20 protein-coding genes are annotated in these 18743 nt (G+C 61.9%); 9 read left to right on the plus strand and 11 right to left on the minus strand.

Annotated elements, in window-relative coordinates; genetic code table 11:
- The first annotated feature begins 16 nt into the window (after positions 1-16).
- Positions 17-916, plus strand: a complete 900-nt coding sequence (locus HMPREF9161_RS07345; protein WP_009729041.1) for a VirK/YbjX family protein — start codon at positions 17-19, stop codon at positions 914-916.
- A 61-nt stretch (positions 917-977) separates the two neighbouring features.
- Here the strand turns inward: HMPREF9161_RS07345 and HMPREF9161_RS07350 are convergent, their stop codons facing one another.
- The 8 genes from HMPREF9161_RS07350 to HMPREF9161_RS07385 form a co-directional block, all read right to left on the minus strand.
- A complete protein-coding gene (locus HMPREF9161_RS07350) occupies positions 978-2036 on the minus strand; it encodes a tyrosine-type recombinase/integrase (protein ID WP_009729042.1) in 1059 nt (352 codons plus the stop codon).
- A 133-nt stretch (positions 2037-2169) separates the two neighbouring features.
- Positions 2170-3294, minus strand: a complete 1125-nt coding sequence (locus HMPREF9161_RS07355; protein ID WP_009729043.1) for a M20/M25/M40 family metallo-hydrolase — start codon at positions 3292-3294, stop codon at positions 2170-2172.
- A gap of 16 nt (positions 3295-3310) precedes the next feature.
- Positions 3311-4585 (minus strand): C4-dicarboxylate transporter DcuC, encoded by a 1275-nt coding sequence (gene dcuC / locus HMPREF9161_RS07360; protein ID WP_009729044.1) that lies wholly within the window; start codon positions 4583-4585, stop codon positions 3311-3313.
- Positions 4586-4664: 79 nt separating this feature from the next.
- The gene (gene pcp / locus HMPREF9161_RS07365) at positions 4665-5285 is read right to left on the minus strand and encodes a pyroglutamyl-peptidase I (RefSeq protein ID WP_037348672.1); all 621 of its coding nucleotides are present in this window, start codon (positions 5283-5285) and stop codon (positions 4665-4667) included.
- Positions 5286-5335: 50 nt separating this feature from the next.
- The gene (locus HMPREF9161_RS07370; protein ID WP_009729046.1) at positions 5336-6253 is read right to left on the minus strand and encodes a DUF979 domain-containing protein; all 918 of its coding nucleotides are present in this window, start codon (positions 6251-6253) and stop codon (positions 5336-5338) included.
- Positions 6254-6266: 13 nt separating this feature from the next.
- A complete protein-coding gene (locus HMPREF9161_RS07375; protein ID WP_009729047.1) occupies positions 6267-6962 on the minus strand; it encodes a DUF969 domain-containing protein in 696 nt (231 codons plus the stop codon).
- 75 nt (positions 6963-7037) lie between these two features.
- Positions 7038-7490, minus strand: a complete 453-nt coding sequence (locus HMPREF9161_RS07380) for a gamma-glutamylcyclotransferase family protein (RefSeq protein WP_009729048.1) — start codon at positions 7488-7490, stop codon at positions 7038-7040.
- A gap of 222 nt (positions 7491-7712) precedes the next feature.
- Positions 7713-8171, minus strand: coding sequence for an Hsp20/alpha crystallin family protein (locus HMPREF9161_RS07385; RefSeq protein ID WP_009729049.1), 459 nt, complete (start codon positions 8169-8171; stop codon positions 7713-7715).
- Positions 8172-8443: 272 nt separating this feature from the next.
- On the opposite strand from HMPREF9161_RS07385, the gene HMPREF9161_RS07390 reads away from it, so the two are divergent.
- The 3 genes from HMPREF9161_RS07390 to HMPREF9161_RS07400 all read left to right on the plus strand — a co-directional run bounded on the left by HMPREF9161_RS07390 (position 8444) and on the right by HMPREF9161_RS07400 (position 10740).
- Positions 8444-8806: an arsenate reductase family protein gene (locus HMPREF9161_RS07390; protein WP_009729050.1), complete on the plus strand. Its 363-nt coding sequence runs from the start codon at positions 8444-8446 to the stop codon at positions 8804-8806.
- A gap of 28 nt (positions 8807-8834) precedes the next feature.
- Positions 8835-9815 carry a YeiH family protein gene (locus tag HMPREF9161_RS07395; protein ID WP_009729051.1) on the plus strand — a complete coding sequence of 327 codons (981 nt, stop codon included), beginning with the start codon at positions 8835-8837 and terminating at the stop codon, positions 9813-9815.
- Positions 9816-10137: 322 nt separating this feature from the next.
- Entirely contained in the window at positions 10138-10740 is a 603-nt protein-coding gene (locus HMPREF9161_RS07400; protein ID WP_037348856.1) for a DNA glycosylase, read from the plus strand.
- A gap of 132 nt (positions 10741-10872) precedes the next feature.
- Here the strand turns inward: HMPREF9161_RS07400 and citX are convergent, their stop codons facing one another.
- From citX to HMPREF9161_RS07415, 3 genes are read right to left on the minus strand one after another with little or no spacing between them, the layout of a single operon-like run.
- Complete coding sequence (gene citX / locus HMPREF9161_RS07405) at positions 10873-11397, minus strand: citrate lyase holo-[acyl-carrier protein] synthase (RefSeq protein ID WP_009729053.1); 525 nt, start codon at positions 11395-11397, stop codon at positions 10873-10875.
- 48 nt (positions 11398-11445) lie between these two features.
- A complete protein-coding gene (citC, locus tag HMPREF9161_RS07410; RefSeq protein ID WP_009729054.1) occupies positions 11446-12492 on the minus strand; it encodes a [citrate (pro-3S)-lyase] ligase in 1047 nt (348 codons plus the stop codon).
- A gap of 18 nt (positions 12493-12510) precedes the next feature.
- Positions 12511-13359, minus strand: coding sequence for a LysR family transcriptional regulator (locus HMPREF9161_RS07415; RefSeq protein ID WP_009729055.1), 849 nt, complete (start codon positions 13357-13359; stop codon positions 12511-12513).
- A gap of 218 nt (positions 13360-13577) precedes the next feature.
- Between HMPREF9161_RS07415 and citD the strand changes: the two genes are divergently transcribed.
- The 5 genes from citD to HMPREF9161_RS07440 all read left to right on the plus strand — a co-directional run bounded on the left by citD (position 13578) and on the right by HMPREF9161_RS07440 (position 18719).
- On the plus strand, positions 13578-13880 hold the full coding sequence (gene citD, locus HMPREF9161_RS07420; protein WP_009729056.1) for a citrate lyase acyl carrier protein: 303 nt from the start codon (positions 13578-13580) through the stop codon (positions 13878-13880).
- Positions 13877-14788, plus strand: a complete 912-nt coding sequence (locus tag HMPREF9161_RS07425; RefSeq protein ID WP_009729057.1) for an aldolase/citrate lyase family protein — start codon at positions 13877-13879, stop codon at positions 14786-14788. The genes citD and HMPREF9161_RS07425 overlap by 4 nt, the downstream gene beginning before the upstream one ends.
- A gap of 13 nt (positions 14789-14801) precedes the next feature.
- Complete coding sequence (citF, locus tag HMPREF9161_RS07430) at positions 14802-16361, plus strand: citrate lyase subunit alpha (protein ID WP_009729058.1); 1560 nt, start codon at positions 14802-14804, stop codon at positions 16359-16361.
- Between the two features lie 135 nt (positions 16362-16496).
- Complete coding sequence (citG, locus tag HMPREF9161_RS07435) at positions 16497-17351, plus strand: triphosphoribosyl-dephospho-CoA synthase CitG (RefSeq protein ID WP_009729059.1); 855 nt, start codon at positions 16497-16499, stop codon at positions 17349-17351.
- A 42-nt stretch (positions 17352-17393) separates the two neighbouring features.
- Positions 17394-18719, plus strand: a complete 1326-nt coding sequence (locus tag HMPREF9161_RS07440; RefSeq protein WP_009729060.1) for a CitMHS family transporter — start codon at positions 17394-17396, stop codon at positions 18717-18719.
- The last annotated feature ends 24 nt before the right edge of the window (positions 18720-18743 follow it).

Genomic DNA, 18743 nt, shown 5'->3' on the forward strand with positions numbered 1-18743 from the left:
TCAGAGGAATTATTTTATGCTTGCAGAGATTTATGATGTTGCGCGCCGCGCTTATCGGTTCAATCATTTGCGGGAGGGGCGGCGCGCCGTCGTCTTTATGCTGCGTGCGGCGCTGCATTGGAATGAACTTCGCAAATTATATCAATTTTTTCATGAAAACGAGGCTCGTACGGAGCTCTATCAAAGAAATCCATATATGATAGAGCAGGCGACGCGCGCCTTTTTTTATGCGGGCTCTACGGTCAGCGCTCGTATTCGGCTGATTCAAACGCATTATGCTTTCTTGGAAGAGAAATTGAACGCCGACTGGTTTATCAGTCTCGGTCTCGACGGAATGCATGAGATTTGGAGGGCACCCGAAACAGATATGGAGTGGCGCGCCTATCTTAAATTCGAACCGGGACAGCGTAAAGAAGGCCTGCTCTCCGTGATCATGGATGTGGACGGTGTGCATCTCTATCAGATTATTTTTTGGATTGACCGCTCGGAGGGGGAGGCGACCCTTGTGATCGGAGCAATGCAGGGGCCGAATACCGACGATGCGCGGGAGTTTGTCCGTGAGATGACCAAACGCGCGCATCGGTTCCGCACGAAAAACCTCATTCTGTATATGACGCAGGCGGCGGCGCGCGCACTCGGTGTGCGGCGCATCTTTGCCGTGTCCAATGCGGGGTATTATGCCAATAACCACGTGCGGCGCGATCGAAAACTGAAAACAGACTTCGGGGCTTTTTGGGAAGAAGTCGGCGGGCATTTGACAGAGGATATTCGATTTTATGAACTGCCTCTCACACTTCATCGTAAAACAATGGAAGAAGTCCCCGCGCGGAAACGCGCCGTTTATCGGCGGCGCTTTCAGATGCTCGACGAAATCGATCGGGAAGTGGAAGAGCGGATGCGAGCTGCTTTGAAATAAAAAATCCGAACATAAGAAAAGAGCATCAGCTTTTACAGCCAATGCTCTTTTCTTATGCCGTTTAATCCACCTTCACGCCCGGCGTAATCCCCCGTGTATAACGTCGTTCCATACGGTCGTGGACGTGGGCGTATTTTGCGGTGACTTTGGGGCTGCGCTGGCGCAGCGTCTCCTGTACGACGCGCAGGTCCTTGGTCTCTTGATAGAGGTTGGTGCCGCAGCTGTGGCGGAAGAGATGACAGGCGTAGCCGGACTGTTTGAGACCCGCCGCGGTGAGCGCACGGTTGATGACGTAGCGGATGCCGACGCGCGAGATGCGTCCCTGCGCGTTGTTGCGCGCGCAGGAGATGACGGTCGGCGTGAGGCGGTTCTCCTGCGGGATGGGACCGCGCTCCTCGAGGTATGCCTTGAGGAGCTGCAGCGTCTCTTCGCAGGGGTAGATGATGCCGGCGTGTCCTTTGCCGCGAATCTCGATGCGCCCGCGCTGCCAGTCGATGTCTTCGTCGGAGAGGCGCATGACCTCGACGACGCGCAGCCCCTCGACGCCCATGAGGTAGACGATGAGGAGGTTGCGGAGGCGTTTGAGCTGATTTTCGTCTTCTTTCAGATAGGCGCAGATTTCCCCGATTTGGTCGACGGTGAGGTATTTGTAATCCTCGTCGAGGTGCTGCGGGTTGCGCAGCTGGAGGTCGGCGCAGGGGTTCTCGGCGATAAAGGAGAGCCGCTGGGCGACTTTATAAAAGGCTCGAATGGCGGCGCCCTTAATCATGAGGGTTGCTGCGCTGTAGTTCCGCCGACGCATCTCTTCCATGTAGACGCGAATCTGATAGTCGCGCACGTCGTTCAGGGGGTGCAGCCCTTCTTCCATGCACCACCGGAGGAAGAGACGGATTGCGAGTTCGTAGGTGCCGCGCGTGTCCTCGGTGGGCGCGCCGCCCGCGATGTAGCGCGGCAGGTACTCGTAGAAGTGCGTGATGAAGTATTCGGGTGTGACGGCGTCCTGCCTGACGCTGAGCGATGGGGCGTCCATGCGGCGGACATTTGCCGGCGCCGCATCCCGCCGCGCGGGAACACCCGGCGCCGTACTGCCGCCGCTGCGGTACGTGCTCTTTTCCGCCATGCCGGCACCTCCTTCCGTAGTCGCTCTAGTGATTATAGCATGAAAGAAATAACTTAGCAACAGATGCTAAAACCTTGTGCGGGGCAGCAAAAAGGCCGTGCAGTGATGCACAGCCTTTTTGACGCTGCGGGAGCTATACGAGCGCAGCCTGCCGCACAATCTCGAGGGCGAGTTCGGCGGCGTTGTAGAGGTCCTCTTCGAGGATGGATTCTTCCTTCGTGTGGCAGTCGGTCATGCCGACGCCGAGGACGGCGGTCGGGACGCCGTAGGCGTTGAAGAAGTTCGCGTCGGAGCCGCCGCCCTCCTCCTCGAGCGCGACGGGGAAGCCGAGCGCGTCCGCGGCGCGGCGCAGATACTGAATCGCAAGAGCGTCTTTCGGCAGTTCGTAGGGGTCGTAGTCCTTCTTGACGGCGACGGCCGCCGTGCAGCCGGCCTCTCTGGCGGTGCGCTCGGCGATGTCCGCCATGCGCGCGGTGAGCGCGTCGAGTTTTGCCTTGTCGCGGCTGCGCGATTCGAAGTTGATCGTACAGGTCTCCGCGACGACGTTTGTTGCCGTGCCGCCCGCGATGCGTCCCGCGTTGCAGGTGGTCTCCTCGTCGATGCGCCCCTGCGGCATGGCGGCGAGGATTTTGCCCGCGGCGACGATGGCGTTGCGCCCCGCCTCTGGGTCAACGCCCGCATGAGATGCCTTGCCGCGCACGACGACTTCGATTTGATTCTTGCCGGGCGCTTTGAACGCAGCCATGCCGGGGTGCCCGTGCGTGTCGAGCGTATAGCCGAAGTCGGCGCGGAGCAGCGAACGGTCGATGTTCTGCGAGCCGTTGACGCCGCCCTCCTCGGCGACGGTGAAGACGATCTGGAGATTGCCGTGCGGGATGTTCTGTTCCCGCAGCCCTCGCAGGGTCTCGAGGATGGAGACGACGCCCCCCTTATCGTCCGCGCCGAGGATGGTCGTGCCGTCGGAGCGGATCACGCCGTCCACGAGCCGAGGGCGAATCCCCGCGCACGGTTCGACGCAGTCCATATGCGCCGTGAGCATGACGGTCGGCGCATTCGGCACGGTGCCTTTAAAATTGGCGACGATGTTGCCGCAGCTGCCGCCGAGTATCTTGCCGGCGTTATCTTCATGAATCTCGGCGGCGCCGAGCTCCCGCAGCCGCGCGGCGAGCAGGTCGCCCATCTCGCGCTCGTCAAGGGTTGAGCAGCGGATGGAGACGAGTTCGAAGAATTCGTCGAGCACCCTTTTCTTGTTAATCATGCGGTCACACTTTCTGTCAGAGGAAGAGGACGACCATGAACGTGATTGTGGCGAGCAGCATGGGGAGCGCGTTGCGATTGGTGAGTTCCATCGGGCTCACCTTTGCGAGGCCGGCGCACACGAGCGCCGCGCCCGCGACGGGGGACATGGAGCGGCCGATGGAGCCCGCCATCTGCGCGAGGGAACCGAGGTCGATGATGCCCATGCCGAAGGACGCCGCCTGCGGGGTAATTGCGCCGTTAAAGGCCAGCGCCGCGGCGTCGCCCGAGCCGGAGATGACGGCGATGAGGAAGGGGCCGAAGGCGCCCGCGAGTTTGGCGACGGACTCGGAGCCCTTCATCGCCTCGATGAGGGCGTCGGTCAGACCCATTGCCGCCATGCCCGCGGTAAAGACCGCCGCCGCGACGATGAGTCCGATGACGTCGCCGTAGGCGCTGCCCATGCCGCTGAAGAATTTTTTGGTAATCTCCTGCGGATCTTGGCGCGTGACGATGAACGCGAGCACGGTGCCGACAATCATTGCCGTGGGGACGTCGACGAGCGGGAGCACGGCGAGCTGTTTGCTGCCGAGGACGAGCAGGATGAGGGGAACAAGAGGGACGAGCGCGTAGACGGGGTTGACCTTAAAGTTTTTGCCGCCTTCTTCTTTTTCGAGCTCGGCCAGATATGCGGCGCGGCGCGCCTCGTCCGGTCCCTCCTTGCGCAGGACTGCGACGGCGGTCAGCGTGACGACCGCGACGACGGAGGCGATGATGGCCGCGGGCACCTGCGCCATGATGACGGTCATGAGGTCGGTTCCGGCGAGGTCGGCGACGAAGATGTTATGCGCCTGCCCCGGACTGACGGCGCTGCCCCATGTGCCCGCGAGCACCGCCGCGGCCGCCATTGCGGGATGCACGCCGGCCGCCATGAGCGTCGGGATGAGGATGCTGCCGACGGCTGCCGAACAGCCCGCGGCGCTCGGGATCGCGATGTTGATCCACCACGTGAGGAGCGTCGCGACCGGGATGAGGATGAACTTGCTGCGCGTGATCACACCCGAGATGGATTCGACGAGATGGCGGTCGCAGGTCGTGATCTTCATGACGTACGAGAAGCCCATGACCGTACAGATGACGGGCACGAGCGAGCCGTGCACCATCGTCTTGCTGAACGTCGCGACGGCGTTCCCGCCGACGCCGCCGATAAAGCACATCAGAAATCCCGCGGCGAGCAGCACCATGCGGGTCTCGTATTTCTTGATAATAGCGGCAAAGGCGAGGATGACGATAATTCCTCCGGTGATCGCCAATGTAACAACCTCCTTATAGGGTAGAAAATGATTTTAAGACGGATCCTGTGGGATCCGTTCACATCGCTTGTTTTGCGGTTTAGGGAAGCGCTTCGATCATGGCGGCGAAGGCTTTTTCAAGCGCCTCCGCCGACATGGTCGGGTACTGACTCTCCAGTCCCGTGCGTCCCGCCATCTGTTCGGGCAGGAACGGGATGTGTACGAATCCCGCCGGAATATGCGCTTCGCCCCGCTGCGCGAGCATGTGGAGCACACTGTAGAGCAGATGATTGCAGACGTAAGTGCCGGCCGAGTTCGAGACGCTTGCGGGGATGCCCGCGGCCTTCATATGGTCGACCATCTTCTTGATCGGGAGGGTCGCCCAGTAAGCGATCGGCCCGTCTGCCGCAACGGGCTCGTCGACGGGCTTGTTGCCCTCGTTGTCGGGGATGCGAAAATCGTCGACGTTGATGCCGATGCGCTCGACCGTGATGTCCGGGCGCCCCGCCGCCTGGCCGACGATGATGACGGCGTCGGGGCGGATCTCATCCACCGCGCGGCGAAGAGTCTCGACGGATTCGTACCGAACGACCGGGACCTCGCGCGCGACGAGTTCGTAGCCGTTCACCGCCCTGCCCGCGATGCGTTTCACGATCTCGAGCGAGGGGTTGACGGATTCTCCGTCAAACGGCTGAAAGCCTGTGATCAGAAGTTTTTTCATGTGTCGGTGCGCGGGTGCAACATGTGCCCGCGCAGCCTCCTTTCTACGATTCACCGGGGGAATCCGAGGATATACATGAGGAGGATATTTGCGATGAGGAGCGCGGCAGCGAGCGGGATCTGCGCACGGATGACGCCGTATTTGCTCCGCATCTCAAGGAGGGCTGCGGGAACGATGTTGAAGTTCGCCGCCATCGGCGTCATGAGTGTGCCGCAGTAGCCCGCAAGCATGGCGATCGGCCCGACGATGAGGGGATCGGCTCCGTGCATCGTGATGACGAGAGGGAAACCGATGCCGGCCGTGATGACGGCGAACGCCGCGAAAGCGTTGCCCATAATCACGGTAAAGAGCGCCATGCCGACGCAGTAGGCGACGACGACGGCAAGTCTGCTGTCCGTAGGGATGGCGCCCGCGACAATGCCCGACACGACGGTGCCGACACCCGCCTTCGCAAAGAGTGCGCCGAGTGCCGCGAGGAGCTGCGAGAGGATCGCGGCCCAGCCGATCGCATCGATGAGACGCCGCCCTTCCTGAAAAGTCTGCAGCGGGGCGCCGCGGGTGATGAGGAGGGCGAGGATCAGCGCGGCGATGGAGGCGACGCCGAATGCGATGAGCGCGCCGAGATTGGTCGCCGCGGCGATGATAAATGTGATGACGCCGACCGCAAGGACGGGGACGAGCAGGCGGTTGCCGAGGCGCTCCGACGCCGCCCGTTTCATCTCGGGAGACGATTCCCGGTAGTTGCCGGTACCCATCTGTTTTGCCGCGACAATGACGGCCATGAGGATGACCATCCAGCCCGCATTCTCGTTGCCGAGCGACGCGCCGGCAAAAAACGTAATCCCGTAAACCAGCCAGAAGAGCCCTGTGCCGATCTTCTTTGCATGATGCCTGTCGGCGAACGAGAGCGCTCCGAATACTGTGAGATAGATACCGCAGAGGATGTAGACGTGATCCAGTGTCAGCATAGCGTTTCCCTCCTCATTTACTTTCGGCGCCCTTGCCGCTCGTCTGCTCGGCGGCAATCGCCTTCTCGATAGAGCGGTCAAAGAGGAGGAAGCGAACGGAGGTAAAGATAAAGGCCGCGACGGCGGTCGGGATGCAGTAGAGCGCCATCGTAACGAGGTCGACCGCGCAGCCCTCCTCTTCCAGCACGCCCTTGATGAGGAGCAAACCGCCGGAGGCAATGAAGACCAGCTGCGCGAAGAAATTACCGACGTTCTCGCTCGCGGCCGCCTGGCCGCGGATGCGGTCGAGGATGTCCTTGGAGACCGTGCGCCCCTTGAGTGCCGCGGCCTCGCCCATCGGGGAGATCAACGGGCGGATGAAGGTCGGATGCCCGCTGAGCGCAATTCCGAGCGCGACCGTCACCTGCCGCACTAGGAGGTAGAGGATGAAGATCCGTCCCGCCGTCGCCGCCTTGATCTTGCCGATCAAGTATTCGGCGCGTTCGCGCAGTCCAAAGTGTTCGGAGATGCCGATCACCGGGAGCACGAGGATAAAGAGGGACATATAACGATTTTTGATGAACGCCTCGCCGATGACGGCAACAATCTCCTGCAGCGACATACCGGCTGCAAACCCCGTGACGAAACCTGCGACAATGACGACGAGGAGCGCGTTGAACCGCAGCGCGAGCCCCGCCACCATGACTAAAATACCCGATAGAACAAGCATGCGTTTACCTCCTGACCTTTGCTGCGGAAGCCGATCGTATCCGGCTTTTCCGACCCCTGTGCCCGGGCTGACGGTTTATCCGTTGATCTTGAACGGCCGGTCCAAGATATGCTCGTCAAAGCCGAAGTCCCGAAAACCTGCCCGGCACAGGGCTCTATAGGCGTCGTCGGGCGTACCTTCCGGCATTCCCTCCGCCATGATGTAGAGAAAGGCGTCGACATGAGCCGCTCTGCCGGAGTCCCGCGTCTTGAGGCGCACGCGGACGGTTTCCTTGCGGTAGAGCGCCGGATGGTCCTCGTAGCGGTCCAGTGCCGCCTCATCCCGTGCCGTTACCGCCCAGATGCCGAGAGGAATACCGCCGCCCGCCTGCGGTTCGAGCGTTAGAAAGACCCGCGGCGGCAGGCCTTTGCAGACGAGCGCATAGTTCTTGAGCTCCGCTGTGCCGGCGATTTCGGCTTCGGGACAACGGCGGCGCATAGCAGCGATATTTAGGTTGCTCCCGTAGGCGGCATAGTATTTCTTCGTCATATGCCTCGGCTCCTCTCACATAAAATAAATTATACCATAAAATCATCATTTCGACATAATTTACAGAAAAAACAATTTAGGAATGAAAGGGGAAAGCGCATCTTATGATGCGGTCTCATGCTCATTATACGGAGAGTAAAACAAAAAAAGGACAGCCGCAGGCCGGAGCCTGTGACTGTCCTCTTCGATGATGGAGATGCGTTGCGCCGAGGGGCGCGCCTCTCAGTGGATCTCGATCTGCTTGCGCGCGGGTTCGCCGGCGGCCTTCGGCAGGGTTACCTGCAGCACGCCGTCCTTGAACTCCGCGCGGATCTTCGCGTCGTCGATGCCGTCGATGTAGAACGAGCGGCTCACTTCTCCGGTGTGACGCTCGCGGCGTATGTAATTGCCCGCGTCGTCCTTCTCGTCCTTCGACTCGCTGCGCGTCGCCGCGATGGTAAGGTAGCCGTTCTCGTAGTGGAGGTTGATGTCCTCCTTCGTCACGCCCGGCAGATCCGCGGTCAGCTCATAGTGATCCTTTTCATCCTTTACGTCCACCTTGAACGACGAGGCGCCCCAGTTCGCGGCGGGGAACCCATCGTGGAAGAAAGAATCGCGCATCGCGTCGAAAAGAGCGAAGGGATTCGCGTTATCGCTGCGGCTGAGACCGCGCCGCCCGGCAAAAGGTACCAATCCAAACATGATAATCAACTCCTTATGGTTGTTTTATTCCGATGCGCGGCTGTTTGGCGGCCGGCACACCGTTCATTGTCTATCGGTGAGGAGGGCTTTCATTGCCCACCTTCTGATTGTTATTATACAACGAAAAGTCAAAAAGTCAATAGGTCAAAAAGAAAAATATTGAAAAATTTTTGCGCGCCTGTATAATGAAGTGGAATCGCCGAAGGATGAGGGCGATACGGGAACATTGACCGCGACGGCGCGGAGATATTTTCGTTAGAGGAGGAAAATATATGGCGAAGAAAATTTTATTCATCGGCTACCCAAAGTGCTCGACCTGCCAAAAGGCGGAGAAGTTCCTGCGCGCGCACGGCTGCGACGCGCCGATGCGGGACATCAAGGCGCAGCCGCCGACGGCGGACGAGCTGCGCGCGTGGCATGGTCGGAGCGGTCTGCCGCTGAAGCGCTTTTTTAATACGAGCGGGATGCTTTATAAGGAACTCGGGCTCAAGGACAAACTCCCCGCGATGACCGAGGACGAGCAGTACGCGCTGCTCGCGACGGACGGCATGCTCGTCAAGCGGCCGCTGCTCGTGACGCCTTCGCGGATTCTCACGGGATTCCGCGAAGCGGAGTGGGCGGAGCTGTTTGCGTGACGGCGCTTCTCAACGGAAAGGTTTTCGGATGAAACGGGAAGATTGGAAGGGCGTCCTCTATACGCTTGTCTTTGCGATTGCCGCCTACGTGCTCGGGAGCTATTTCCCCATCGTCGGCGGCCCCGTGTTCGGCATTCTCATCGGGATGCTGTTCGCGCGGCGGCGCAGGCCGAAGTCGGTGGAGAGCGGGATTCGCTTTACGGGCAAGAAGATTTTGCAGTACGCCATCATCCTGCTCGGCTTTGAGATGGATCTCTTTCATGTCGCCGAAGTGGGCGCGCAGTCGCTCTATGTCATGATATTCACGCTGATCGCCGCGTTCGGCGCGGCGTTCCTCATGGGGAAAGCACTCGGTCTCGACCGCGATATGACGGCGCTCGTCGGGGCGGGGACCGCCATCTGCGGCGGCTCCGCGATTGCGGCCGTCGCGCCCGTCATCGGCGCGAAGGATAGGGATGTCGTGATCTCGATTGCGACGATTTTCTTCTTCAATGTGCTCGCGGTCTTTATTTTCCCCGCCGTCGGACACAGCTACGGCATGACGGACGCGGGCTTCGGCATGTGGGCGGGGACTGCTATCAACGACACCTCGTCCGTCGTCGCGGCGGGCTATGCCTATAGTCATGAGGCGGGCGCGTATGCGACCATAGTGAAACTCACGCGCACGCTGATGATCGTGCCGGTCTGCCTTTTCTTCGCGCTTCTCGTTTCGCGGCGCAAGGAGGCGCGCGAGGGCTTCTCCCTGCGGCGCATCTTCCCGATGTTTGTGCTCTACTTCGTCGCCGCCTGCGTCGCGAATACGAGCGGCCTCCTGCCGGCGGAGGTCTCGCATGCGCTTGGGGCGCTCGGCAAGTTCGCCATTGTCATGGCGATGAGCGCCATCGGGCTGAACACCGACCTCGCTTCTCTCGTGAAGAACGGTCTGCGCCCGCTTGCCCTCGGGCTCGTCTGCTGGATCGCCGTCGCGGGGACGTCCATCATTGTACAGCGCGCGCTCGGACTGCTTTGATATGAGCGGCGAATTTTGTGCTTGTCAGGGGGCTTCTAAACTGTTATAATAGAAACGGAAAGAACGCCCCCGGGCGGCATCTTTCCAAAATTACAGGTTATTTTTATTTAACCGCTCAAATGGAAGATGGGCGGTTATTTCTTTTTGATTACGAGTAGGTAACCGGTCGCTGCAATCAGTAGTATGATCGCGTCCGCTATGGTCATTGCTGCTCATCCCCTTTCGGGGGAAAGATACCGCCGGTGTCCGGGGAACGTTCCAATGATATTATAGCGAACGTTTGTGTTGTATGCAATAGTTGAGGTGAAACAAAGTGGAAGATATGACGCACGAAGTCGAGCTGCGCCCTTTTCCGCCGTTCCTGCCGAAACATGCGACGGTCATGATGATGGGGAGCTTCCCGCCGCGCGAGGAAAAACGAGCGATGGCGTTCCACTATCCGAACTTCCAAAACGATATGTGGCGCGTCTACGGACTGGTTTTCTTCGGCGACGCGCAGCATTTTCAAGCGGAGGGTGCAAAGGCATTCGATGCCGACCGCATCAAGGCGTTTCTCACGGAGAAGGGCATCGCCTCCTGCCCGACGGTGAAGCGTGCCGTCCGTCGGCACGGCAACGCCTCCGACGCATTCCTTGACGTTGTGGAGACGGTTGACATCACTGAGGTATTGGGGGATATTCCGCAATGCCGCCGCATCTGCACGACGGGCGGCAAGGCAACGGAGATTCTGCTGTCTCTGCTCGACGCCGAGGTCAAGGCAAAGGACGTCAAGACGGGCGAGACGATCCCCGCGCGCTGCGGCGACCGCGATCTTCTCGTCACGCGCCTGCCGTCCACCTCGCGCGCCTACCCGATGAAGCTCGAGAAGAAGGCGGAATACTATCGGGCGTTCTTTGAGGAAGCGGGATTATTGGGGACACCGTGATACGATAAAATCAACATAATAGAAAAAGAGCCGCTCTGTACCGATGCGATTTGAAACTCGGTGCGGAGCGGTTCTTTTTGTTTAGGGGCGGGGGATGAGACACCGGAAAGACTGCCGGGAGAAAGGTGCGTGTCACGCGTGGGAAGCCCCCTCACAGCCTGCGCGGAGCAGTCGCGCGACCGCCTCCTGCAGCTGCGCGACGCTGTGGCGGCGGCTGCGCGCGCAGTCCTGCGCCTGTCTGCCACAGAGGAGACAGCGGCGCGGGATGGGACGCGCGATTTTTTCGCCCGCCGCATCGAGGACATCCATGTCGAACAGTCTGCCGAGCGGGTGCGTCTCCTCCAGGGTCACGGCGACAGACTTGATTTCCTCGGGCGCGGCGCGGAGCGCTAGGATGGCTTCGTCGCCCGTCGCCTCGTGCCGCTCTTCCCGCGCGATGCACGGGATGTTTTGCTCCGCCAGCGCCGCGTTGAGCGCGTCGAGCCCTATGTCAAAGGCGCGGCGAATGGCCGCGGAGGTCTTGACGGGGCCGGGAATGTTGAGCGTGTAGGAGAGCAGCGGCGCGTGAAAGCGCGCCGAGAGATCCCGCTGACGCAGGGCGCGCGCTTCGCGTGCGGCGAGCATAGCGGCGAGGTCGACGGGGGTGCCGTGCAGCATAGGCGTTCCTTTCTCTATATCGGCGTCCGGGCGGGCCGCGGCGCGGATTCAGTAATGCGCGACGTCTTCTGACTGCGCGATGGCACGGCGCACGGGGGCGCTCTCCTCCGACTGCAGATAGGCGAGGGTGGCCGGCGGAACGAGCGCGGCCAGCGCGGAGAGGTTCCCGTCCTTGATACGGCTGCGCACGGTCGACGCGCTGATCGGCATTCCCGCATACTCCTTGCGCGGGATGATTTCGCATGCAATGCCCGCCTGCGGAAGGAGCGTCCGCATGGTCTCGTTGTAAAGGCTTGTCACGCGGCTTGCGCGCTCCGCTCCGACATAGCGGCGCGCGATGCGGAGCGCCGCGGCGATTTTTGTAAAGACGGCGAGATCCAGCCGCGCGTGCCCGCGGATCGCATCGTCCTCATCTTTTTGGAAATAGCTCGGAAAGGTCGCTTGACTGACGATATACGAGCCGCTCTCGTGCAGGACGACGTTCGGCAGGTGCGCGGTCCCTTCGCGCACGAGCCGCATGCGCACATCGTGCGGGAAAAAACTCGTGTCCTCGCTGACGATGAAGAGGTGCACGCGGTCGTTCTCCTGTGCGGCGCGCTCCGCGAGGTATTGGTGCCCGAGGGTAAAGGGGTTCGCGTTCATGACAATGGCGGCGACGCGCGCCGCATCCCCCGCAGGCGTTTCCGCCTGCAATCTTTTTAGATAATCGGAAAAGCCCCAGCGGGTGTTTTCCATAAAGACGACGTGATCCGGCACGCGTGCGATCTCGTAAAAGCCGAGGTCGCCGAAAAAACGGGCGGACGCGCATTTGGTATAGAGAAAGACGTGGCTGTTGCCGCGCGCCTGCTGCACGTCGAGGAGATGGGTCAGCAGCGCGTTCAGCAGACCCTCGCCCTGCCGGGCGCCGTCCACGGCGAGACAGCGCAGCGTATTTCCCGCGCAGCTGCCCGTCGCAATGGCGGCACGGTGCTCGTCGTAGACGGCGCAGGTATAGTCGAGCCGCGGGTCGAGACGCAGACCCTCTTTTGCGAGCAGGGCGCGGACGGCGGCGATGCCCACGCGGTCGGCGGGATAGACGACGGAGATGTCGGGCATATCGGACTCCTTTGCGGATCAGCGGAACATATCGATGAAGGCGCGCACCTGCGGCAGTTCCTCCGCCTGGGCGGTGTAAAAGAGGTAGGTGGCACGCATGAGCGGCGTGCCGTCGGCAAAGTACATCGGGCGGACGCAGCCGTCAAACCGCGCAAGGCAGATCTGCGGCACGATGCTCCATCCGAGCCCCTGCCGCACCATCTCCATGCAGGTGGCCGTGCTGTTCGCGGCGATATGGCTTTTCGCCGGAGGAATGTGGTTTTCTTTCATCCACTGGGTGATGTCGCGCGCCATTTCGATGTCCGTATGGCGCGTGACCTGGCTGAATTCGCGCAGCGGGCGGTTCGCGTCCTCCTTGCTTGTGATGACGCAGATCGGCTCGCGCCCGAGGAGCATGCGCGGTCCGGTCCAGTCGGAGTGCTCGCCGCGCAGGATAGCGACCTCGTCCTTTCCCGCGAGGAACCGCGAAAAAACGTCTTGGCTCGACAGCGTGACGAACTGCGTCTGTACGAGCGGATAGCGGCTCCGGTAGAGCCGCAGCTGGGCGGGCAGGCGGTACACGGCATAGTTGATGGAGACGCCGACGCGCAGCGTGCCGGACACGACGCCCTGCCGGTCCTTGAGCGCGCGGTGCATCGTGTTGACTTCGTGCAGGACGGTGCGCGCGTGACCGAGGACGATTTCGCCCGCGGGCGTGAACTGGATGCCCTGCCGGGAGCGCAGGAGGAGAACGATGCCGAGTTCCTTTTCGATGTGCCGCACGCGCTTGGAGACCGAGGACTGCGTGATGAAAAACTCCTCCGCCGCGTGCGTGATATTGCGTGTGCGTGCAAGCGTTACGAGCAGACTGAAATCCTGAACATCCATACGATCCCCCTCTTCGGCGGCATGACGCGGCGATCTTCGGCTCCGGCACCGCGGTTTACGGGGCGGATGCCCCCGCGTTTTCCTTCATTATACCGCTCGCTCTGACAAAACGCCATAGAAACATTCCAAAAAGGAATGGCGCGAACAGAAAAAGAGAACTTTTACAAGCGCGGGGGATTCGTGGTTTAATGGTATCATAAATGAAAGGAGGAAACGCGATGGAGATTCAGAAATCCGCAATCGCCGGCACGCTCGAGTCGAGCGACGCGCAGGTCACGGTCGGGCCCGGAACGGACGGCATCGAGCTGGCCGTCGAGAGCAGCGTCATGAACCAATACGGGCGCGCGATCCGCCGTACGGTTCTCGCGACGCTCGAACGCCTCGGCGTCACGGCGGCGCGCGTGCAGGTCGTCGATAAGGGAGCCCTCGACTGCACGATCAAGGCGCGCGTGGAGTGCGCCGTCTTCCGCAGCGCGGGCGCATCGGCCAAAGACGTTCCGTGGGGAGGTGTCGTCAGATGATCCCGAGACCGAGACCGCAGCGGTTCCGCCTGCGCCGCACGATGCTCTTCATGAACGCGCAGAAGCCGGGCCTCATCAAGGACGCCTACATCTACGGCGCCGACAGCATCATCCTCGACCTGGAGGACGCGGTCGCGGAGAACCAGAAGGATGCGGCGCGGTTCTCGCTCTACCATGCGCTCAAAAGCGTCGATTACGGCGATACCGAAGTGATTGTGCGCATGAACGGGCTCGAGACGCCGCATTGGCGGGAGGACATCCGCGTGAGCGTCGCGGCCGGCGCGGATGGCGTGCGCATCGCCAAATGCGAGAGCGCGGCGGACGTGCGCCTCGTCGAGGAGCATGTGCGCGCGGCTGAGGAGGAATTCGGCGCAGAGGCCGGCCGCACGCTCCTCATGGCGGCGCTTGAAAGCCCGAAAGGCATCCTCAACGCGGCCGAGATCTGCGCGGCGTCGGAGCGCATGCTCGGCGTCGCCATCTCGGGCGGCGATTTCCGGAAAAGCATGCATGTCCGTCCCGTGCCCGGCGGCGTCGAGATCAACACGGCGCGCAGCCTCATGCTCCTCGCGGCGCGTGCGGCGGGCATCCAGTGCTTTGACACTGTGTTCACGGCGCTCGACGACGAGGAGGGCTTCCGCGCCGAGGTGCGGCTCGATCACGAGATGGGATTTGACGGCAAGAGCCTCATCAACCCGCGTCAGATCGCCTACGTCCACGAGACCTTCGCGCCCACGCCCAAGGAGATCGCGACGGCGGAGCTCTACGTCCGCAGCTACGAGGAACAGTCCAAGCGGGGCGTCGGCGTCTATACGGTCAACGGGAAAATGGTCGATATTCCCTTCATTGAGGACGCGCAGCGCGTTATCGCCCTCGCGAAGGTGTGCGGCGTCTATCACGGCGATTTGTAAAGGAGGCGATTCGATGAAAAACGCAGTGGGCAGAGAGATCCCGGACGCGCTGCTGACGGACGGCAAAGAGGTCTACCGGGGGAAATATCATAAGGACGGCCAATATTTCCGCAGGGCCGGGCCGCGCGTGTGCCGCGCGGAGCGGCCGCAGGCGTCGAAGGTCGTCGGCTCGATCCGCGAAGCATGCGAGAAATGCGGCGCGCGCGACGGGATGACCGTCTCGTTCCATCATTCCTTTCGCAACGGCGACTATGTGACGAGCATGGTCATGAAGGTGCTCGTGGAGGAGATGGGTCTGAAGGATCTGACCGTCGCGACGACTTCGCTCGGCAGCGCGCAGGACCTCCTCGCGGACTACATCGAGCAGGGGAAGATCATCGGCGTGCAGTCCTCCGGCGTACGCGGCCGCATCGGCGAGGTGATCTCCGCCGGAAGCCTCAGGACGCCCGCGATCATCCGCAGTCACGGCGGGCGTCCGCGCGCGATTGAGACGGGCGAGCTCAGCATCGATATCAGCTTCATCGCCGCGTCCGCAGCCGACGACTACGGCAACGCGAACGGCACGGGCGGAAAGAACAACTGCGGTACGCTCGGCTATGCGGTCGCCGATGCGCGCTATGCCGACCGCGTCGTCGTCGTCACGGATACGCTCGTCCCGTTTCCTAATTCGCCCGCGCCGATCGCGGCGATCGACGTGGACTGTGTCGTGGTCGTGGACGAAATCGGCGATCCGAAGAAAATCGGCACGAAAGAGGCGCGCGTTACGGAGGACCCGCGCAATCTGATGATGGCGGAGAACTGCGCGAGGATCATCGCGGCAACCCCGTATTTTAAGGACGGGTTCTCCTTCCAGACCGGCGTCGGCGGGCCGTCGCTCGCGGTCAACCGCTATCTCGAGTCCTATATGCGCGAACGCGGCATTGTGATGGGCTTTGCGCTCGGCGGCATGGGGGGCAACGTCTGCGATCTCATGGACAAGGGGCTCGTGCGCAAACTCCTCGATACCCAGGATTTTGACACAAAGGCAATCGAACATCTCGCGGCGCACCCGGACAAACACCTTGAGATCTCCACGAGCGAGTACGCGAACCCCGCGAATAAGGGGGCGTATGTGAACAAGCTGGACTTCGTCGTGCTCGCGGCGCTCGAAGTCGACACGGATTTCAACGTCAACGTACTGACCGGCTCGGACGGCGTGCTGCGCGGCGCGCCCGGCGGACACCCGGACACGGCTGCGGGGAGCAAGTGCTGCATCATCGTCACGCCGCTCGTGCGCGGGCGCATGGCGACGGTCTGCAAGAAAGTCGTTACGGTGACGACGCCCGGCGACTGTGTGGACGTCGTCGTGACGGATTACGGCATCGCGGTCAATCCCATGCGCGGAGATCTCGTCGCCTGCCTCGACGCCGCGGGCATCGCGCACACGACGATCGAGGCGCTGCAGGAAAAAGCGTACAGTCTCGTCGGCACGCCCGACGAACTCGAATGGGAGGACCGGGTCATCGCCGTGCTCGAGGCGCGCGACGGAACGATCCTCGACGTCGTGCGCAAAATCAAGCCGCTGCAGATCTAAGGATTGCTCGGCGGGGGATGTGCCCGCGGGGGACACGCCGCCGCCAAAGGGGGGCGGCGAGACGCCCTCTCGGCGCAAGCACGGCGTATGTCGGATCAGTTTTCCGGTATCAAGGGAGAGCGAGGTGGCGAAAGGATGGACCGAGCCGCGCAAATCGCGTCGCTCGCGCTCGAGGCCCTGCTCGCGGAGGCGGCGGCAACGCCGAAACCGGGGCTCGTCGACCGCGCGAACTGCGGCGCGCATGCGGACATGGACTTCTTCACCTTTCAGCGGTCGGCGGCGGCGATCGCGCCGTTCCTGCCCGTCTTCGTCCGCACGGGCATAGACCATACGGGCGACGCGTCCGCGCTGCTCGCTCTGCTCCGGCCCGTCGGCATGGAAGCGGAGCGCGCGATGTTCGCGCGTACCGGCGGCGTCAATACGCACAAGGGAGCGATCTTCAGCTTCGGCGTGCTCCTCGGCGCCGCAGGGCTGGCGCTGCGGCGGGATGAAAAATGCACGGCGGAGCACGTACTCGATCTTGTCAAAGAGATCTGTGCGGGAATCTGCCGCCGTCATTTTGACAGCCTGGATACGTGCGGCCCCAAGACGAAAGGAGACGCGGCGTATCTCGCCTGCGGGGCGACGGGCGCGCGCGGGACGGCGGAGGCCGGGTTCCCGCTGGTGAGTCGTATCGCTCTGCCCCTCTATCGCGCGCTGCTGGATAAGGGCATGTCCGTGAACGATGCGCTCGTCGACGTCCTCATCGCGCTCATCGGGCTCAACGACGATACGAACATCCTCAGCCGCCATCACCTCGGCGTCCTGCACAGCGCGCAGGCGACGGCCCGCCGCGCCGAAGCGCTTGGCGGAATGGCGGCGCCCGAAGGCCGCGCGGCGATCTTGCGGATGGACGCGGACTTTATTGAAGAGTGGATCAGTCCGGGCGGATCGGCGGATCTCCTCGCCGTCACACATTTTCTCTATGCGCTCGAACGCGCGGAGGGATAACGTTCCCGCGCGCTGATGAAATACGTAAAAGGAGGGACTTTTATGCTGTTGGCCATCACCGGTTTCGTTATGATTTTCCTGATCATCTACTGCCTGCTGCAAACGAAGGCGCATCCGACGCCCGTGTTTGTCATCGTGCCGCTCGTCTGTGCCGTCGTCTGCGGGTTCGATTTCAAACAGATCGCGGAGTTCGTCAAGAGCGGCGTGACGACGACCATGCCGGTCGCCGTGCTCTTCATCTTCTCCATCGTCTATTTCTCCATCATGTCGGAGGTCGGGCTGTTCGACCCGCTCGTCGACTTCCTCGTAAAACACGCGGGCTCGAACGTCGTTCTCGTCACGGTGGCGACGGCGTGTATCGCCACGATCGCACACCTCGACGGCGCGCTCGCCGCAACGCTGCTCGTGACGATCCCCGCGATGCTGCCGATCTACAAACGCCTGCATATCCGTCCCGTCGTCCTCTGCGTCATCATCGGCGCGGCGATGAGTATCATGAACCTGCTGCCGTGGGGCGGCCCCGTCGCGCGGGTCGGCGTGATCCTCGATACGGATGTCAACGCGCTCTGGCACACGTTGATCCCGCTGCAGATCGTCGGCGTCGGCATGGTGCTCGTCTTCGCCGCGTTCATGGGCGTCTTGGAAAAGCGGCGCGGCGCGGGCGCCGTGCCGACGGGCAAGGCTGCCCGGCTCGACGAGGACGCCTCGTCCGCCAAGCAGGTCACCGCGGAGGAAGCCGCGGCGCTCAAGCGGCCGAAACTCTTTTGGTTCAACCTTATCCTTACGGTCGGCGTGATCGCGCTGCTCTGCTTTACGAAGATCCAGCTGTACGCCGCCTTTATGATCGGTCTTTCGCTCGCGCTTATCGTGAACTTTCCCGACCCGAAGATGCAGGCGGCGCGCATCCGCGCGCACGCGGGCGAGGCGCTCGGCGTGCCGATGATTCTCCTCGCGTCGGGCGTGTTCCTCGGCGTGCTGACGGGCAGCAAGATGCTCGAGGCGATGGCCGAGACGCTCGTCATGATCATCCCGGGCTTTCTCGGCCCGTACTTCCATATCGTCATGGGCATATTGGCCGTTCCCATCGGCATGATGCTCGGGACGAGCCCGTATTTCTTCGGGCTCCTGCCGCTTGCGATCGGCGTCGGCGAGCAGTACGGCATCTCCCCCGAGAACATGTCGCACGCCATGCTGATCGGCAAGAACTTTGCCGTCCTTGTCACGCCGCACGCGGCGACGACGTTTCTCTGCTGCGGCCTTGCGGGCATCTCCATCAAGGACCTCCTGCGGTTCTGCACGCCGTGGCTCTGGCTGCTCTCCATCATTTCTCTGTTCTTTGCCATTCTGCTCGGGATCGTTACGGTTTAGGCAGCGTGCAAATCTATAACGAAG

The organism is Selenomonas sp. F0473 (assembly GCF_000315545.1).
GTDB lineage: Bacteria > Bacillota > Negativicutes > Selenomonadales > Selenomonadaceae > Centipeda.

What these genes read in the sequence shown, in the direction of transcription:
- HMPREF9161_RS07345 (WP_009729041.1), top strand. Translation starts at nt 17, where the DNA reads ATGCTTGCAGAGATTTATGATGTTGCGCGCCGCGCTTATCGGTTCAAT.
- HMPREF9161_RS07350 (WP_009729042.1), bottom strand. Translation starts at nt 2,036, where the DNA reads ATGGCGGAAAAGAGCACGTACCGCAGCGGCGGCAGTACGGCGCCGGGT.
- HMPREF9161_RS07355 (WP_009729043.1), bottom strand. Translation starts at nt 3,294, where the DNA reads ATGATTAACAAGAAAAGGGTGCTCGACGAATTCTTCGAACTCGTCTCC.
- pcp (WP_037348672.1), bottom strand. Translation starts at nt 5,285, where the DNA reads ATGAAAAAACTTCTGATCACAGGCTTTCAGCCGTTTGACGGAGAATCC.
- HMPREF9161_RS07370 (WP_009729046.1), bottom strand. Translation starts at nt 6,253, where the DNA reads ATGCTGACACTGGATCACGTCTACATCCTCTGCGGTATCTATCTCACA.
- HMPREF9161_RS07375 (WP_009729047.1), bottom strand. Translation starts at nt 6,962, where the DNA reads ATGCTTGTTCTATCGGGTATTTTAGTCATGGTGGCGGGGCTCGCGCTG.
- HMPREF9161_RS07380 (WP_009729048.1), bottom strand. Translation starts at nt 7,490, where the DNA reads ATGACGAAGAAATACTATGCCGCCTACGGGAGCAACCTAAATATCGCT.
- HMPREF9161_RS07385 (WP_009729049.1), bottom strand. Translation starts at nt 8,171, where the DNA reads ATGTTTGGATTGGTACCTTTTGCCGGGCGGCGCGGTCTCAGCCGCAGC.
- HMPREF9161_RS07390 (WP_009729050.1), top strand. Translation starts at nt 8,444, where the DNA reads ATGGCGAAGAAAATTTTATTCATCGGCTACCCAAAGTGCTCGACCTGC.
- HMPREF9161_RS07395 (WP_009729051.1), top strand. Translation starts at nt 8,835, where the DNA reads ATGAAACGGGAAGATTGGAAGGGCGTCCTCTATACGCTTGTCTTTGCG.
- HMPREF9161_RS07400 (WP_037348856.1), top strand. Translation starts at nt 10,138, where the DNA reads ATGACGCACGAAGTCGAGCTGCGCCCTTTTCCGCCGTTCCTGCCGAAA.
- citX (WP_009729053.1), bottom strand. Translation starts at nt 11,397, where the DNA reads ATGCTGCACGGCACCCCCGTCGACCTCGCCGCTATGCTCGCCGCACGC.
- citC (WP_009729054.1), bottom strand. Translation starts at nt 12,492, where the DNA reads ATGCCCGACATCTCCGTCGTCTATCCCGCCGACCGCGTGGGCATCGCC.
- HMPREF9161_RS07415 (WP_009729055.1), bottom strand. Translation starts at nt 13,359, where the DNA reads ATGGATGTTCAGGATTTCAGTCTGCTCGTAACGCTTGCACGCACACGC.
- citD (WP_009729056.1), top strand. Translation starts at nt 13,578, where the DNA reads ATGGAGATTCAGAAATCCGCAATCGCCGGCACGCTCGAGTCGAGCGAC.
- HMPREF9161_RS07425 (WP_009729057.1), top strand. Translation starts at nt 13,877, where the DNA reads ATGATCCCGAGACCGAGACCGCAGCGGTTCCGCCTGCGCCGCACGATG.
- citF (WP_009729058.1), top strand. Translation starts at nt 14,802, where the DNA reads ATGAAAAACGCAGTGGGCAGAGAGATCCCGGACGCGCTGCTGACGGAC.
- citG (WP_009729059.1), top strand. Translation starts at nt 16,497, where the DNA reads ATGGACCGAGCCGCGCAAATCGCGTCGCTCGCGCTCGAGGCCCTGCTC.
- HMPREF9161_RS07440 (WP_009729060.1), top strand. Translation starts at nt 17,394, where the DNA reads ATGCTGTTGGCCATCACCGGTTTCGTTATGATTTTCCTGATCATCTAC.